This window comes from Micromonospora sp. NPDC049559 (genome assembly GCF_040676675.1).
In the GTDB taxonomy this organism is placed as follows: domain Bacteria; phylum Actinomycetota; class Actinomycetes; order Mycobacteriales; family Micromonosporaceae; genus JBFAPK01.
In genome coordinates, this window is sequence record NZ_JBFAPK010000024.1 from 45,428 (window position 1) to 59,593 (window position 14,166).

Annotated in this window: 13 protein-coding genes; 10 read left to right on the forward strand and 3 right to left on the reverse strand. The window is 72.9% G+C overall.

Going from position 1 to position 14,166, the window contains the following annotated elements; translation table 11 throughout:
• Positions 1 to 213: 213 nt before the first annotated feature.
• From AB0J86_RS24005 to AB0J86_RS24015, 3 genes are all read left to right on the forward strand, one after another.
• Positions 214 to 798, forward strand: a complete 585-nt coding sequence (locus AB0J86_RS24005) for a helix-turn-helix domain-containing protein (protein WP_363859841.1) — start codon at positions 214 to 216, stop codon at positions 796 to 798.
• A 61-nt stretch (positions 799 to 859) separates the two neighbouring features.
• Positions 860 to 2,236 carry an MFS transporter gene (locus AB0J86_RS24010; RefSeq protein WP_363859842.1) on the forward strand — a complete coding sequence of 459 codons (1,377 nt, stop codon included), beginning with the start codon at positions 860 to 862 and terminating at the stop codon, positions 2,234 to 2,236.
• A gap of 33 nt (positions 2,237 to 2,269) precedes the next feature.
• Complete coding sequence (locus AB0J86_RS24015; RefSeq protein WP_363859843.1) at positions 2,270 to 3,118, forward strand: menaquinone biosynthesis protein; 849 nt, start codon at positions 2,270 to 2,272, stop codon at positions 3,116 to 3,118.
• Positions 3,119 to 3,268: 150 nt separating this feature from the next.
• On the opposite strand, the gene AB0J86_RS24020 is transcribed toward AB0J86_RS24015, so the two are convergent.
• Entirely contained in the window at positions 3,269 to 4,219 is a 951-nt protein-coding gene (locus AB0J86_RS24020) for a serine hydrolase (protein ID WP_363859844.1), read from the reverse strand.
• Positions 4,219 to 5,175: a hypothetical protein gene (locus AB0J86_RS24025; RefSeq protein WP_363859845.1), complete on the reverse strand. Its 957-nt coding sequence runs from the start codon at positions 5,173 to 5,175 to the stop codon at positions 4,219 to 4,221. The genes AB0J86_RS24020 and AB0J86_RS24025 overlap by 1 nt, the downstream gene beginning before the upstream one ends.
• A 456-nt stretch (positions 5,176 to 5,631) precedes the next feature.
• On the opposite strand from AB0J86_RS24025, the gene paaA reads away from it, so the two are divergent.
• From paaA to paaE, 5 genes are read left to right on the forward strand one after another with little or no spacing between them, the layout of a single operon-like run.
• Entirely contained in the window at positions 5,632 to 6,771 is a 1,140-nt protein-coding gene (paaA, locus tag AB0J86_RS24030; protein WP_363859846.1) for a 1,2-phenylacetyl-CoA epoxidase subunit PaaA, read from the forward strand.
• Positions 6,768 to 7,079: a 1,2-phenylacetyl-CoA epoxidase subunit PaaB gene (gene paaB, locus AB0J86_RS24035; RefSeq protein ID WP_363859847.1), complete on the forward strand. Its 312-nt coding sequence runs from the start codon at positions 6,768 to 6,770 to the stop codon at positions 7,077 to 7,079. The genes paaA and paaB overlap by 4 nt, the downstream gene beginning before the upstream one ends.
• A complete protein-coding gene (gene paaC / locus AB0J86_RS24040; protein ID WP_363859848.1) occupies positions 7,076 to 7,852 on the forward strand; it encodes a 1,2-phenylacetyl-CoA epoxidase subunit PaaC in 777 nt (258 codons plus the stop codon). The genes paaB and paaC overlap by 4 nt, the downstream gene beginning before the upstream one ends.
• Positions 7,849 to 8,364 carry a 1,2-phenylacetyl-CoA epoxidase subunit PaaD gene (paaD, locus tag AB0J86_RS24045; protein WP_363859849.1) on the forward strand — a complete coding sequence of 172 codons (516 nt, stop codon included), beginning with the start codon at positions 7,849 to 7,851 and terminating at the stop codon, positions 8,362 to 8,364. The genes paaC and paaD overlap by 4 nt, the downstream gene beginning before the upstream one ends.
• A complete protein-coding gene (gene paaE, locus AB0J86_RS24050) occupies positions 8,361 to 9,470 on the forward strand; it encodes a 1,2-phenylacetyl-CoA epoxidase subunit PaaE (protein ID WP_363859850.1) in 1,110 nt (369 codons plus the stop codon). The genes paaD and paaE overlap by 4 nt, the downstream gene beginning before the upstream one ends.
• A gap of 291 nt (positions 9,471 to 9,761) precedes the next feature.
• Here paaE and AB0J86_RS24055 read toward each other — a convergent pair whose 3' ends face one another.
• Positions 9,762 to 11,297 (reverse strand): hypothetical protein, encoded by a 1,536-nt coding sequence (locus tag AB0J86_RS24055; RefSeq protein WP_363859851.1) that lies wholly within the window; start codon positions 11,295 to 11,297, stop codon positions 9,762 to 9,764.
• A gap of 337 nt (positions 11,298 to 11,634) precedes the next feature.
• On the opposite strand from AB0J86_RS24055, the gene mqnC reads away from it, so the two are divergent.
• Entirely contained in the window at positions 11,635 to 12,825 is a 1,191-nt protein-coding gene (gene mqnC, locus AB0J86_RS24060; protein ID WP_363859852.1) for a cyclic dehypoxanthinyl futalosine synthase, read from the forward strand.
• Between the two features lie 594 nt (positions 12,826 to 13,419).
• Positions 13,420 to 14,130: a demethylmenaquinone methyltransferase gene (locus AB0J86_RS24065; RefSeq protein ID WP_363859853.1), complete on the forward strand. Its 711-nt coding sequence runs from the start codon at positions 13,420 to 13,422 to the stop codon at positions 14,128 to 14,130.
• Positions 14,131 to 14,166: the final 36 nt, after the last annotated feature.

A 14,166-nucleotide genomic window follows, 5' to 3' on the forward strand; every position in this document is an offset into this window, starting at 1 on the left:
TCTGCTGCTCGCTCGCGTGTCCGGGTTCGGATGGCCGGCGCCCGGCGCGGTGACGTCCGCTCCGGTGCTGTCTCACCTCGGCCGTCAAGCGGCCAACCAGCCTACCCGTGCCCCCAACACCGTTCCACCGATTTTCGCCGCGCCGCTGGCCGCCGGGCGGGTCGCGGAGATCGGATTAACGCCGCTCGGGCGGTAGGCAGGATCATGGGGCGCATGAGCGAGCAGCGCTTCGACCAGGGTCGGGTGACGATCACCGATCCCCAGGTCATGCGAGCCCTGGCGCATCCCGCCCGGTTGCGGATCATGGAGCATCTGCAGTCGACCGGCGCCTCGGTGAGCGCCACGGAGTGCGCCGAGGTGGTCGGCCTGTCGCCGAGCGCCACCAGTTACCACCTGCGTGCGCTGGCGCGGTTCGGCCTGGTCGAGGAGGCGCCGGGGCGCGGGGACGCGCGCGAGCGGCTCTGGCGCGGCACGGTACAGCCCTGGCAGTTCGCGGCGGGCCAGTCGGCCGGTCCGGAGGCGCGGGCGGCCGAGGGGGCGCTGGTGGAGGCGTTCCTGGCCCGGGATATCGAGCGGGCCCGGGACTGGGTGCGTCGGGCCTCGGACGAGCCGCCGGAGTGGTACGACGTGGCTACGCTCAGCGATGTCATGCTCCTGGTGACCGCCGAGGAGTTGGCCGAGCTGAACGCCGCGGTGCGCGAGCTGCTGGAGCCGTACCGGCGGCGGCACCGCGTCGCCGACCCGCCGCCCGGCGCGCGCCCGGTCGCGGTCCAGTATCGAGCCGTGCCGATGGAATAGCGGTCGGTCGACCGATCGACGGGGGTTGTGCTGATCAGATGTGAAGGATTATTTTCGAAGTGTGTCTTTCACATCTGTCGGTTCCCGCTGGTCCGACGTCTATCTCGCGGCGACCGCGCGAGGCGTCTCCGGCTGCGGCGACTTCCTCGCCGCCACGGCCCTCGCCCTCGCGTTGCAGAGCGCCGGTGCCGGTGGTCTCGCCATTTCCGGTCTGCTCCTCGCCGCCACGCTGCCGCTGGTCGCGCTCGCCCCGCTCGCCGGCCGCCTCGCCGACCGGGTGGACAGCCGCAAGCTGCTCGTCGGCACCGGGATCGCCCAGGCCGTCACCTGCCTGGCCCTGGCGTACGCGGGCCATCCCGCACTGATCATCGTGCTCGCCGGGCTGCTGGCCTGTGGCCTCGCGATCACCCAGCCCACCCTCGCCGCCCTGGTCCCCGAGATGGTCCGCCCCGACGAACTGACCAAGGCGAGCGCGGTCAACCAGACCGCCGGCAGCATCGGCGCGCTCGCCGGACCGGCGCTCGCCGGACTGCTCGTCGGCGAGCTGGGCACCCGCCTACCGCTGCTGCTCGACGCGGCCAGCTACCTGGCGCTCGTGGTGGTCGGGCTGCTGCTGCGCACCCGTCGCGGCGGAGCGGGGCCGCGGCGGCGGCGATCCGGCGGCGCGCCGACGCAGCCGGAGACGGCGCCCGTGACGCCGTGGCGGCTCCGGCACGACCCGCTGCTGCTGGCGATGGTGATCGCGGTCAGCGGGGTGATCGCCGGGGTCGGCGCGATCAACGTGATCGACGTCTTCTACATCCGCCAGACCCTGCACAGCTCCACCACCATGTACGGCGTCGTGAGCGCCGCCTGGACCGCCGGCATGCTCGTCGGCGCGTGGCTCTTCGTCCGGCTGGGCCGGCGGACCACGTACGACGGCGTGCTGGTCCGGACGATGCTGGCGCTGCTCGGCGGCTGCTGCCTGATGGTGCTGGCGGCGGCCGCCGTGCCGGAGGCCCGGTACCTGATCCCGCTCTGGCTCGTCGGCGGCATCTGCAACGGCGGGGTGAGCGTCTTCAGCAACGTGGTGATGGCGCACCGGGTGCCACCGGCCGCCCGGGGCCGGGCGTTCGCCGCGCTCGGCGCGGCCCTCCAGGGCGCGTCCATGCTCGGCTACCTGATCGGTGGGGTGCTGCTGGAGAGCTTCCCGCCCCGACCGCTGGTCGCGGTGGCCGGGCTCGCCGGGCTCGCGGTGCTGGCCTTCCTCGTCCCGCCGGTCCAGCGGACCGTACGCCGGGAGCGGACGGCCCGCTCCGCCGCGCTCCCGCGCCCGCGCGGCGCTCCCGAGGGGCCGGGCACGTGGCTCGGGGGCGAGCCCGACCCGGGCACCGATCCGCCGCGCCCGTCCGGTACGGAGCCGGATGCGGGCTTGCCCACTTCCCGGGCGGCTGCCTGAGCGCCCCCTCGATGATCCGGTTACCGTCGGGTCATGAGCGAGTTGACGCGACCCCGAGTAGGTCACATCCAGTTCCTGAACTGCATACCGATCTACTGGGGTCTGATGCGGTCCGGCGCGCTGCTCAACGTCGACCTGTACAAGGACACCCCGGACCGGCTCAACAACGCGCTGGTCGCCGGTGACCTGGACATCGGCCCCATCTCGCAGGTGGAGTACCTGCGCCACGCCGACGAGCTGCTGCTCCTGCCCGATCTGGCGGTCGGCAGCGACGGACCCGTCCTCTCGGTCAACATCGTCTCCACCCGGCCGCTGGCGGAGCTGGACGGCGCCAAGGTCGCGCTCGGCTCGACCTCCCGTACCGGGGTGCTGCTCGCCCGCATGCTGCTCGCCGAGCGGTACGGGGTCGAGCCGGAGTTCTTCAGCTGTCCGCCGGACCTGACCACCATGCTGCTGGAGGCCGACGCGGGGGTGCTGATCGGCGACGCCGCCCTGCGGGCCCTCTACGAGGCGCCCCAGCGCGGGCTCTCCGTGACCGACCTGGGCCAGGCCTGGCACGAGTGGACCGGGCTGCCGATGGTCTTCGCCGCCTGGGCGGTCCGTCGGGAGTACGCCGCCGCCCACCCCGGGCTGGTGAAGGAGGTGCACGAGGCATTCCTGCGCTCCCGCGACCTCTGCCTGGAGGAGTTGGACCAGGTGGCGGAGGCCGCCGCCCGCTGGGAGACCTTCGACGCCGAGACGCTCGCCTCGTACTTCCGGCGACTGGACTTCTCGCTCGGCGAGCGCCAGGTCGCGGGCCTGCGGGAGTTCGCCCGCCGGGCGGCCGGGCTGGGCGCGGTACCGCCGCTGCCGGCCGGCGGCCCCGCCTTCTTCTCCGCGTAACGCCCGACCGCGCCGCCACCGCGGCGCCCCGCCCGGGTGGTCACGTCCCCGGCGCGCGGGGCGGCGGTGGCGGTCAGCCGGCGCCGGGATCAGAACAGCGGCGGCGCGCGGGTCAGCCGGCGGCGGGATCAGGCCACGGTCAGCCGGCGGTCAGACGGCGGCGCGGAGCTGCTGGGCGACGCTCTTGCAGATGTTCGCCCCGTAGGTGTAGCCCAGGCTCGCCGGGTAGACGGTCATCACGCCCATCGTCCAACCGTCGCCGATGGCCAGGCAGTTCACGTTCCACTGGCCGACCGCGTCCCGGGTCACCCAACCGTTCTTGATCGCGATGCTCTTCTGCTCCGCGGCGGGGAACGCCTTGCGGATGCCGAAGTCACCGGTACCGCGCACCTGGCGCATCTCGTCGAGGAGCCAGTCGGTCCACTTCGGGCCCGCCGCCTTGCCGCTGACGATGCATGCGCCGAGCCGGGTGATGTCCCGGGCGGAGAGGTTGGTGTTGCTCCACAGGTCCTTGTAGGCGCTGCTGTCGGTGAGCCCGCACGTCGAGATCAGCCGCGTGATCGAGGCCGACTCGCCGACCACCTGCCAGAGCGCCTGGGCCGCCTCGTTGTTGCTGTCCCGGATCATCGTGCTGACCTGGGCGAGCCGCGCGTCGCTCGGCGTGCTGTCCTGCTCGGCGGAGCGGCGCAGGAAGTCCGCGCCGATCCACGCCTTGATCAGCGAGGCGGTGGTGCTGGTCCGGGTCATGTTCGACGAGCCGTGGATCTCGCCGGTCCGGGTGTCCTGCATCGCCCAGGACCACCAGCCGGTGGCGTCGATCTTTACGTCCGTCGGCGCGATCTCCAGCGGCGACGGGGCGGCGCTGGTCGCCGCCGGGGTCGGCCGCTCGGCGCGGCTCGCCGCCTCCGCGCCGGCGGACGGGCGGTCGCCGGCGGCGCCGCCCTCGCTCCAACTGGCGGCGGCCTTCGTGCCGAAGGGCGACCCCGGTACGAACCGGAGCGCGGCGAGCACGAGCACCAGCAGCACGCCGCAGACCATCAGCAGCCGCAACGGCGTGATCTCCCCGCCGCCGGATCTGCCGGCCCGGCGTGCGCCCGCCATCAGCTCGACGCCAACGGCTTGGGCACCCGCAGGGCGGCGCCGGGCTCCGGCGTCACCAGCTGGGTGGCGACGCTGGCGCAGACGCTCGCACCGTAGCTCGGGATGGTGCCGCCCTTGCTGGGGTAGCGCATCATCACCGCGAGCACCCAGTCGTCGGTGACGGCGAGGCAGTTGACGTGCCAGTTGCCGTCGTAGACGAGCGGGGTCCAGCCGTTCTTGATGCTGACCGGGCCCTGGTCGAAAATGGCCTTTGGCAGACCGTCGATGATGCCCCACTTGCCGCCGCCGGTCTTGGCCTGCTGCTGCTTGACCGAGCCGCGGACCTTGCTCATGGTGTCGAGCACCCACTTGGTCCACTTCTGGCCGGCCGCCTTGCCACTGGCGACGCAGTCACCCATCCGTACCGCGTCCCGGGGCGACATGGTGGTGAAGCTCCACCAGCCGATGTAGCCGGGCACGGCGCCGGGCTTGGTGTCGGTCAGCCCGCAGATGTCGATCAACCGGTCCAGTACGGGAGATCCGCCGCCGGCCTTCCAGAGGGCGTTGGCCGCGTCGTCGTTGCTGTCCTTGATCGCGACCTCGGCGTTGTGCAGCATCGAGGAGGACGGCTGCTTGTCGCCGAGCCGGCGCAGGTAGTCGGAGACGAGCCAGACCTTCAGCATCGACTCGGTCGAGTTCGTGGAGGTCATGTTCTTGGCACCGGAGATGGTGCCGGTCTTGCGGTCGAGTAGCGCCCAGGAGAGGAACTTGCCCTTGAACGGCACGTTGACCGGGGCGTTGGCGAGGGTCGGCGGCGGCGGTGGGACCAGCGCCGCCTCGGCTGCGGCGGCCTGGGCCGTGGCCAGCTTCTCGGCCTCGTCGGGCCCGGCGAGGCGGGCGTATGCCGTCGGTACCAGGATCGCGCCGCCGAGCAGGATCGTCGCGATGGCGAGCACCATGATCACGCGAGAGCGCATGAGTGGCGTGACTCCATTGGTCAGGGCCGGGGGGCACTGGGCGGGGTGCGCTTCGTCTTGTGCGGCGATCGCCGATCACGCGGTACTGGCGCGTGCCCCGGGCGGGCGGGCGCGGGCGGCCGTGCCCCGAGGGGGACGGGACTGCCTCCCGTCGGAAGGCGATCGTCATCTGGTTGCATCGGAATTTGGTTGCATGGGGTCCGTTGCAACTCGGGGAATTTTACGTCCGGAAGCTCGACGCGCCAGTGCGCGGCACGAGCGAGTCCACAACTGCCGAACCGGAATGGTCATATAAGTCGTGGTTAGTCCGCGTTCGCGTTGCCGCTGTGACGAGCGTCATTCGCGCCGACATATGCGCATTCACACAGCTGGTAGCTGCTCGCCCACCGAAGGTGATGGTGATCATTCTTGTGACACGCCTTGGCTTCCGGTGTGGTGAGCTGTAACACTGACCGGGTGTATGGCAACGACTTCTCCGCGCCGGAGACCGGCTCCGCCGGCGGTCTGCTCGACCAGGTCGCCGCCGCCGAGGCGGAGCTGCGCGACGCGGCCGGTCGCGACGTGGCCGGAGCCGGCGAGCCCGACCACGGCGCCGACCAGCACGACTACTTCACCGCCGTGATCGAGGCGGAGCAGAAGATCGAGCCGCGGGACTGGATGCCCGAGGCGTACCGGAAGACCCTGATCCGGCAGATCGCCCAGCACGCCCACTCGGAGATCATCGGCATGCAGCCGGAGGGCAACTGGATCAGCCGGGCCCCCTCGCTCAAGCGCAAGGCCATCCTGCTCGCCAAGGTCCAGGACGAGGCCGGGCACGGTCTCTACCTGTACGCCGCGGCCGAGACGCTCGGCGTCACCCGGGACGAACTCGTCGACCTGCTCCTCAGCGGCCGCCAGAAGTACAGCTCGATCTTCAACTACCCGACCCTGACCTGGGCGGACGTCGGGGCCATCGGCTGGTTGGTGGACGGCGCGGCGATCGTCAACCAGGTGCCGCTCTGCCGGTGCTCGTACGGCCCGTACGCCCGCGCCATGATCCGCATCTGCAAGGAGGAGTCCTTCCACCAGCGGCAGGGGTACGAGATCCTGCACACGCTGGCGCACGGGACCCCGGCGCAGCACGCGATGGCACAGGACGCGGTCGACCGCTGGTGGTACCCGTCCCTGGCGATGTTCGGCCCGCCCGACGGGGACTCGACGCACTCGGAGCGCTCCATGGCCTGGAAGATCAAGCGGTTCTCCAACGACGAGCTGCGGCAGCGCTTCGTCGACATGTGCGTCTCCCAGGCCGCCGTGCTCGGCCTGCGGATCCCCGACCCGGAGCTGCGCTGGAACGAGCAGCGCCAGGCGCACGACTACACCCAGCCCGACTACGCCGAGCTGATGCGCGTGATCAAGGGCGACGGGCCGTGCAACCGGCAGCGGATGGAGCACCGGCGCCGCGCCCACGCCGAGGGCGCCTGGGTACGCGAGGCCGCCGCCGCGTACGCCGCCAAGCGGGCGGCCGGTACGGACGGCGCCGCGCCGGCGGGCGACGCGCCCGGCACCGGCCCGGTCGGGCGGGCGGGCGACGCACCGGCGGAGGTGGCCGCGTGAGCACCGAATCGACCACGAACCCCGCCCCGGCCGGCTGGCCGCTCTGGGAGGTCTTCGTCCGGGCCCGGCGCGGGCTCGCGCACACCCACGTCGGCAGCCTGCACGCCCCCGACGCCACCCTCGCCCTGCGCAACGCCCGGGACCTCTACACCCGCCGGCAGGAGGGCGTCTCGATCTGGGTGGTACCGGCTGCCGCGATCACCGCCTCCAGCCCGGACGAGAAGGACGCCTTCTTCGACCCGGCCGCGGACAAGGTCTACCGGCATCCCACCTTCTACGAGGTACCCGAGGGGGCGGCGCACCTGTGACGGTCACCCCGGGATACCTGCTCGCGCTCGGTGACGACGCGTTGATCGCCGCCCAGCGCCTCGGCGAGTGGGCCGCCGCCGCGCCCGAGATGGAAGAGGACATCGCGCTCGCGAACATCGCGCTCGACCAGCTCGGCGCCGCCCGGCTGCTGCTCTCGTACGCCGCCGAGGAGCTGACCGCCGCGGGCCGTACCGCCGCCGACGTCGCCGCCTCGGCGCCCCCGGCGGTCACCGAACTGACCGAGGACACCCTGGCGTACCTGCGGGACGACCGCGAGTACCGCAACTGCCTGCTCGTCGAGCTGCCCAACGGCGACTTCGCGGTCACCATCGCCAAGCTGCTCTTCCTTTCGGCGTACCAGCTGCCGCTCTACGCGGCGCTGAGCGGGTGCGCCGACGAACGGCTCGCCGCCATCGGCGCCAAGGCCCGCAAGGAGTCCGCGTACCACCTGGACCACGCGGCGCTCTGGACGGTGCGGCTCGGTGACGGCACCGAGGAGTCGCACCGGCGGATGCAGGCGGCGGTCGACCAGGTGTGGCCGTACACGCACGAGCTGTTCGCCCCGGAGCCGGAGGCGCCGGTCGACCCGGCCGGCCTGCGCGCCGCCTTCCTCGGCGCGGTCGAACCGGTTCTCGCCGAGGCGACGCTGCGGCGACCCGACGACGGCTGGGCCCCGGCCGGCGGCCGTACCGGAGTGCACACCGAGCACCTGTCGTACCTGCTCGCCGAGATGCAGGTGCTGCACCGCGCCCACCCGGGCGCGCGGTGGTGAGCGCCGCCCCGGCCGCGGTCGACGCGGCCCGCCGGGCCGTGGCCGCCGTGGTGGACCCCGAGATCCGCGTGCTCACCATCGAGGAGCTGGGCATCCTGCGGGACGTGACCGAGGAGCCCGGCACCGGCCGGATCGTCGTGACGATCACGCCCACCTACACCGGCTGCCCGGCGATGGACGTGATCCGCACCGACGTGCGGGCCGCGCTCGCCGCCGCCGGTCACCCCGACGCCGAGGTACGCACCGTCTACGCGCCGGCCTGGACCACGGACTGGATCTCCGAGTCGGGGCGCGCGAAGCTGACCGCCGCCGGCATCGCCCCGCCCGCGCGGGCTGCGACCAGCGGACCGGCCGGGCGCGGCGGGCCGGTGCCGCTCACCCTCGGCGCCCGCTGCCCCCGCTGCGGGTCGCCCGAGACCGAGCAGCTGAGCCGCTTCGGCTCCACCGCCTGCAAGGCGCTGTGGCGCTGCCGCGCCTGCGCCGAACCCTTCGACCACCTGAAGGCGCTGTGACAGTCATCATCAACCGGCCGGTCCGCCGCCGGCCGGTGTTCCACCCGTTGCCGGTCGCCGCGGTGGACCGGCTCACCGACGACGCGATCGCCATCACCTTCGCCGTACCGGCGGAGCTGCGCGACAGCTTCGCCTTCCGGGCCGGCCAGCACCTGACCGTACGACTGCTCGACCCGGACGGCGGGCCGGACGTGCGGCGCTCGTACTCGATCTGCTCCACCCCGGCGGAGCTGGCCGGGTACGGCCGGCTGCGGATCGGGGTCAAGGAGATCCCCGGCGGCGCCTTCTCCGGCTACGCCGCCGGCCGCCTGCGGGCCGGCGACACCGTCGACGTACTGCCGCCGCTCGGCACCTTCACCACGGCCTTCGACCCGGGCCGGTCCCGCCACTACGGCGCGCTGGTCGCCGGGTCGGGCGTCACCCCGGTGCTCGCGCTCGTCGCTACCGCGCTCGCCGTCGAGCCCGCCAGCAGCTTCACCGTCGTGTACGGCAACCGGTACGCCCGCAGCGTCATGTTCGCCGAGGAGCTGGCGGACCTGAAGGACCGGTACCCGGCCCGGCTGCACCTGGTGCACGTGCTCTCCCGGGAACCGGGCGAGGCGCCGCTGCTCTCCGGCCGCGTCGACGCGGACCGGTTCGACCGGCTGCTGGAGACGATCGTGCCGGCCGACCGGATCGACGAGTGGTTCCTCTGCGGCCCGTACGGGATGGTGACCGATGCCCAGGGGGTGCTCGCCCGGCGGGGCGTACCGGCCGGGGCCGTGCACGCCGAGCTGTTCCACGTCGACGAGCCGCCCGCGCCGCCGGCCCGCCCGGCCGAGACCTCCGCCGGCAGCCAGGTCACCATCGTGCTGGACGGTCGGGCCAGCAGCTTCTCGATGGGCCGCGACGAGCGGGTCCTCGACGCGGCGCTGCGGGTCCGGGGTGAGCTGCCGTACGCCTGCAAGGGCGGGGTCTGCTCGACGTGCCGGGCCCGGGTGGTCTCGGGCTCGGTCACCATGGCGCGCAACTACGCGCTGGAGCCGGACGAGGTGGCGGCGGGGTACGTGCTGACGTGCCAGTCGAGCCCGGTGACGGACGAGCTGGTCGTCGACTACGACGGTTGACGGGCTCGGGGTGTCGGTTGGGCGCGGTGCGTCGCGGTCCGGGTTGGAGGCGTCGGTCGGTTGCGGCGCGTCGTGGTCCGGGTTGGGGTGGGGCGTCGGTTGGGCGCGGTGCGTCGCGGTCCGGGTTGGAGGTGGGGCCCGCCGTACCCGGCGAATCCCGTCAGGCTTGATGTCTTCGCCTGGCACGGCGGGCCCCACCCCGACCTGGTCGTTCTCCGGACGCGAGCGGCCGGGTCCGGCGGACCCGGCCGCGTCGGTGCTCGGCTCGGTCGCGGGCGCGACGGCCCAGGGTCAGCTCTCGGTCGCGGTCGCCTCCGTGGGGGCGGTCTTGGCCGGGCGCCGGGTGCGTAGGCCCTGCCAGGCGATGGCGGCGGCGACGGCGCTGAGCGGCAGCGCCGGCAGCGCGTAGCGCGGCTCGTACATGCCGACGGCGACGGTGAGCACGGTCAGCCCGGGTCCGGCGGCCAGGAGCAGGAGCAGGTCGAAGCGGACCCGCGCGTTCGCCCGCCGCCACGCGAAGAGCGCGGCGAGCGAGAGCAGCAGGCCGATGGAGAGGACCACGGGCCCGGTCCGCAGGTACTCGCCGTACCGGTGGAACGCCTTGGTGAGGACGGTCGCCTTCGGGGCGTACCGGGGGTTGGTGGGGTTGACGCCGAAGTTGGGCTGGGCCTGGGCCGGCGGGCACCGGTCGACCACCTTCTCCCAGTCCTGGAACTGGGTCGGCGGCACCATCCGGTCGCGCAGGCACTCGTTCATCGGGCCGAGGTAGAGCCCCGGTACGAAGTGCGCCGCGCTCTCCTTGCCCACGATGCGCAGGTAGTCCAGCGGCTGCTGCTCCAGCACGGCGCGGGCGAAGTCGGTCAGCCGCTGCGCGCCCTCGGGCGAGTAGATGTCGCCGAGCCGGGCCGGGCGGCGCCAGAAGAAGGCGTCGGCGCGGTCCCAGCGCTGGCCGAGGGGCTGGTCGGGGCAGGCGAGCCGCTCGTCCGGGGTCAGCTTGAGCCGGTCGCAGTCGGCGATGATCGCGGTACGGCCGTAGAGGGCGGTCGCGCTCTGCGAGCCGTAGACGCTGGGCCGCCCGTTGATCCAGACCATCATGCCGACGTACGGCAGGACGAAGCCGAGCGCGTACGCGACCACCTTGCGCCAGCCGACCCGGCGGACCAGCAGGTAGAGGCCGAGCAGCAGGGCGACCGGAAGCGCGCTGGGCTTGGTGATCCAGGCGGCGGCGATCAGCAGGCCGGAGGCGGTTACGGCCGGGTATCCCGGCTTGTCGGACCAGAGGAGCACCAGCACACAACCGGCGAGCAGCACGCTGAAGAGCACGTCGGGCAGGAGGTAGTGCCCGAGGGTGAGCATCAGCGAGTCGAAGATCACGGGGGCGGCGGCGACGCAGGCGATCCAGCGCGGCACCCCCCGCCGCACCAGTACGGCGTAGACCGCGAGCGCCAGCAGCAGCGTCAGCAGGTGCTGCACCGCGACGACCGCGAAGTGGGTGTGGGTCGGTTCGAGCACCTTGAGCAGTGCGGGGTAGCCGATCGGGCGGGTCGGGTGGGGGACCAGTTCGCCCTTGCCCATGAGGACGTAGAGGCCGCTGTCGCCGTAGAACCAGAACGCGGGCGGATAGGCGACCATCATCAGCAGCCGGACCACCACGCCCAGCGCGAGCAGGCCGGTGATGCCCGGGTTCCGGCGGATCAGCCGCAGGGCCCGGGTGAACCGGTCCGGCCGCTCCGGCCCGGCGCCCGCCGACGGCGCGTCGTCCGTACCGGTGGCGACGGCGTCGGCCTGACTCGCCTGGTCCGCGGACGGTGTCGTGGCTGTGGTCATGGTCCCGTCGATCCTCAAATTCCGGGGAGGGGGGCCGCGCGGTGAGCCCGGGCGTGAGAGCCCAGCCTAGATTATTGAGAACGAACCCGGTTTCACGTTCTTGTCGTCCGGGCTACGAGCGCGCCGCCGCCGGTTCAACGGTTGTCGGCGGGGCCCGCGTTCAACGGGTTGTCGGTGGTGACGCGTACGGCGGTTGCCGGCGGTGATCGGGCTCACCCCGGGCCGGCGGCCGCCTCGTCCGGGCGTCGTCGGGGGGCGCGCCGAGGGCGGCGGCCGGGGCGTTCCGGGTCGACGCCGTCCGGACGGAGGCCGCGACGGGGACGTACGCTCTTAACTTGTGACGGTGAGCCGGGAGATCCACGACATCCTGCAGCGCGGCGCGGACGGCGGACGCATCACGCCCGAGGAGGCGCTGCTGCTCTACACCGAGGCGCCCTTCCACGAGCTGGGCGAGGCGGCCGACGCGGTACGGCGGCGCAGGTACCCGGACAACATCGTGACGTACCTGATCGACCGCAACATCAACTACACGAACGTGTGCGTCACCGCGTGCAAGTTCTGTGCCTTCTTCCGGGCGCCGAAGCACGCCGAGGGCTGGACGCACCCGACCGAGGAGATCCTGCGCCGCTGCGGCGAGGCGGTCGAGCTGGGCGCCACGCAGGTGATGCTCCAGGGCGGTCACCACCCCGACTACGGCGTGGAGTACTACGAGGAACTCTTCTCCGCGGTCAAGGCGGCGTACCCGCAGCTCGCCATCCACTCGATCGGCCCGAGTGAGATTCTGCACATGGCCAAGGTCTCCGGCGTCTCGCTGGACGAGGCGATCAGCCGGATCAGGGCGGCGGGCCTGGACTCGATCGCCGGGGCCGGCGCCGAGATGCTGCCCGAACGGCCGCGCAAGGCCATCGCCCCGCTCAAGGAGTCGGGCGAGCGGTGGCTGGAGGTGATGGAACTCGCGCACCGGCAGGGCATCGAGTCCACCGCGACCATGATGATGGGCACCGGGGAGACCGCCGCGGAGCGGATCGAGCACCTGCGCATGATCCGCGACGTGCAGGACCGTACCCGGGGCTTCCGCTCGTTCATCCCGTGGACGTACCAGCCGGAGAACAACCACCTCAAGGGCCGTACGCAGGCGACGACGCTGGAGTACCTGCGGCTGATCGCGGTCGCCCGGCTCTTCTTCGAGACCGTGCCGCACCTGCAGGCCTCCTGGCTGACCACGGGTAAGGACGTCGGCCAGCTCGCCCTGCACATGGGGGTCGACGACCTCGGTTCGATCATGCTTGAGGAGAACGTGATCTCCTCGGCGGGTGCCCGGCACCGCTCCAACCTGCACGAGCTGATCTGGATGATCCGCTCCGCCGGCCGGATCCCCGCCCAGCGCGACACCCTCTACCGGCACCTGGCCGTGCACCGTGACCCCGCGGACGACCCGACCGACGACCGCGTCGTCTCGCACTTCTCCTCGATCGCCCTGCCGGGCGGCGGGGCGGGCAGGCGGCTGCCCCTCGTCGACGCCCGGTGACGCCGGTGCCGGTCACGCCCGGCCGTTCCGCCGGGCGCGGCCGGCCACGCCCGGTGCATCGCTGATCACGCCGGGCCAGCGGTACGGTCAGCCGTTCGGCCGGCCGCCGGTCCGGCGAACCGCCGGATCCGGCGGCACGCACCGCTGGTTTCCCCCGGTACGGGCGGCCGGACCGAGCCGATCAACCTGGACACTCCAGCCGCAAATCGGGAGATCCCGCCGCCCGCGGCGGTGGCGGACGGGGTGGCATACCCGCACGATGATGGATAAAGTCCCGGCCGTCCTCCCGGTCGGCCGTCCGGGTACTCCGGTCGGGCGGCCCCGGGCCGTCCGCGGAACCACCGTCGCGCGGCCCGGATACCGTGGGCGAGGGACGGTCGAACCGATCGGGTCACCTGCGGTGGTCCTCCATCGGCCCGTGTGCGGGCCGTCTATATAGAGCACGGCATCGCGGGCGGGATGGTCTCCATCCCGCCCGCGGTGTGTTCCGGGCCGGCCCGCCCGCGGTGTCCCGCGCCGGCGATCCGGCCGCCGTCGCCACCGACCCCGCACCCGGCCCCCGGGTGGGACGCGCGGCTGGCAGAGTAGGACGGCGTGACGAGTACCCCGCATGGCCGCCGCGCCAGCCTGGACAAGCAGCCGCACGAGGTGGCCGCGATGTTCGACGGCGTCGCCTCCCGCTACGACCTGACCAACACCGTCCTCTCCTTCGGCCAGGACCGCGGCTGGCGCCGGGCCACCCGGGCGGCGCTCGGGCTGGAGCCGGGGGAGCGGGTGCTCGACGTCGGCGCCGGTACCGGCGTCTCGACCGAGGAACTGGCCCGCTCCGGCGCGTACGTGGTCGGCGCCGACCTCTCCCTGGGGATGCTGCTGGCCGGCCGCCGGACCCGGCCGGAGGTACCGCTGCTCGCCGGGGACGCGCTCCGGCTGCCCTTCGGCGACGCGACGTTCGACGCGGTGACCATCTCGTTCGCCCTGCGCAACGTCGCCGACCCGGACGCGGCGCTGCGTGAGTTGGCGCGGGTGACCCGGCCCGGCGGTCGCCTGGTGGTCTGCGAGTTCAGCCAGCCGACGAATCCGCTCTTCCGGACGGTCTACCTGTCCTATTTGATGGGTTCGCTGCCGGCGGTCGCCCGGCGCGTGTCGAGCAACCCGGACGCGTACGTCTACCTGGCCGAGTCGATCCGGGCCTGGCCCGATCAGGCGGGCCTGGCCGGACGGATCGCCGGAGCGGGGTGGCGCGCGGTGGCGTGGCGCAACCTCACCGGCGGCGTGGTCGCGCTGCACCGGGCGGTACGTGACTGATCTTTCATGACCTTTCGCCGTTTTCCGGTTATGGCC

Excerpts from the sequence above, each read along its gene's own strand:
- AB0J86_RS24005 (WP_363859841.1), top strand. The coding sequence starts at position 214 with ATGAGCGAGCAGCGCTTCGACCAGGGTCGGGTGACGATCACCGATCCC.
- AB0J86_RS24015 (WP_363859843.1), top strand. The coding sequence starts at position 2,270 with ATGAGCGAGTTGACGCGACCCCGAGTAGGTCACATCCAGTTCCTGAAC.
- AB0J86_RS24020 (WP_363859844.1), bottom strand. The coding sequence starts at position 4,219 with ATGGCGGGCGCACGCCGGGCCGGCAGATCCGGCGGCGGGGAGATCACG.
- AB0J86_RS24025 (WP_363859845.1), bottom strand. The coding sequence starts at position 5,175 with ATGCGCTCTCGCGTGATCATGGTGCTCGCCATCGCGACGATCCTGCTC.
- AB0J86_RS24055 (WP_363859851.1), bottom strand. The coding sequence starts at position 11,297 with ATGACCACAGCCACGACACCGTCCGCGGACCAGGCGAGTCAGGCCGAC.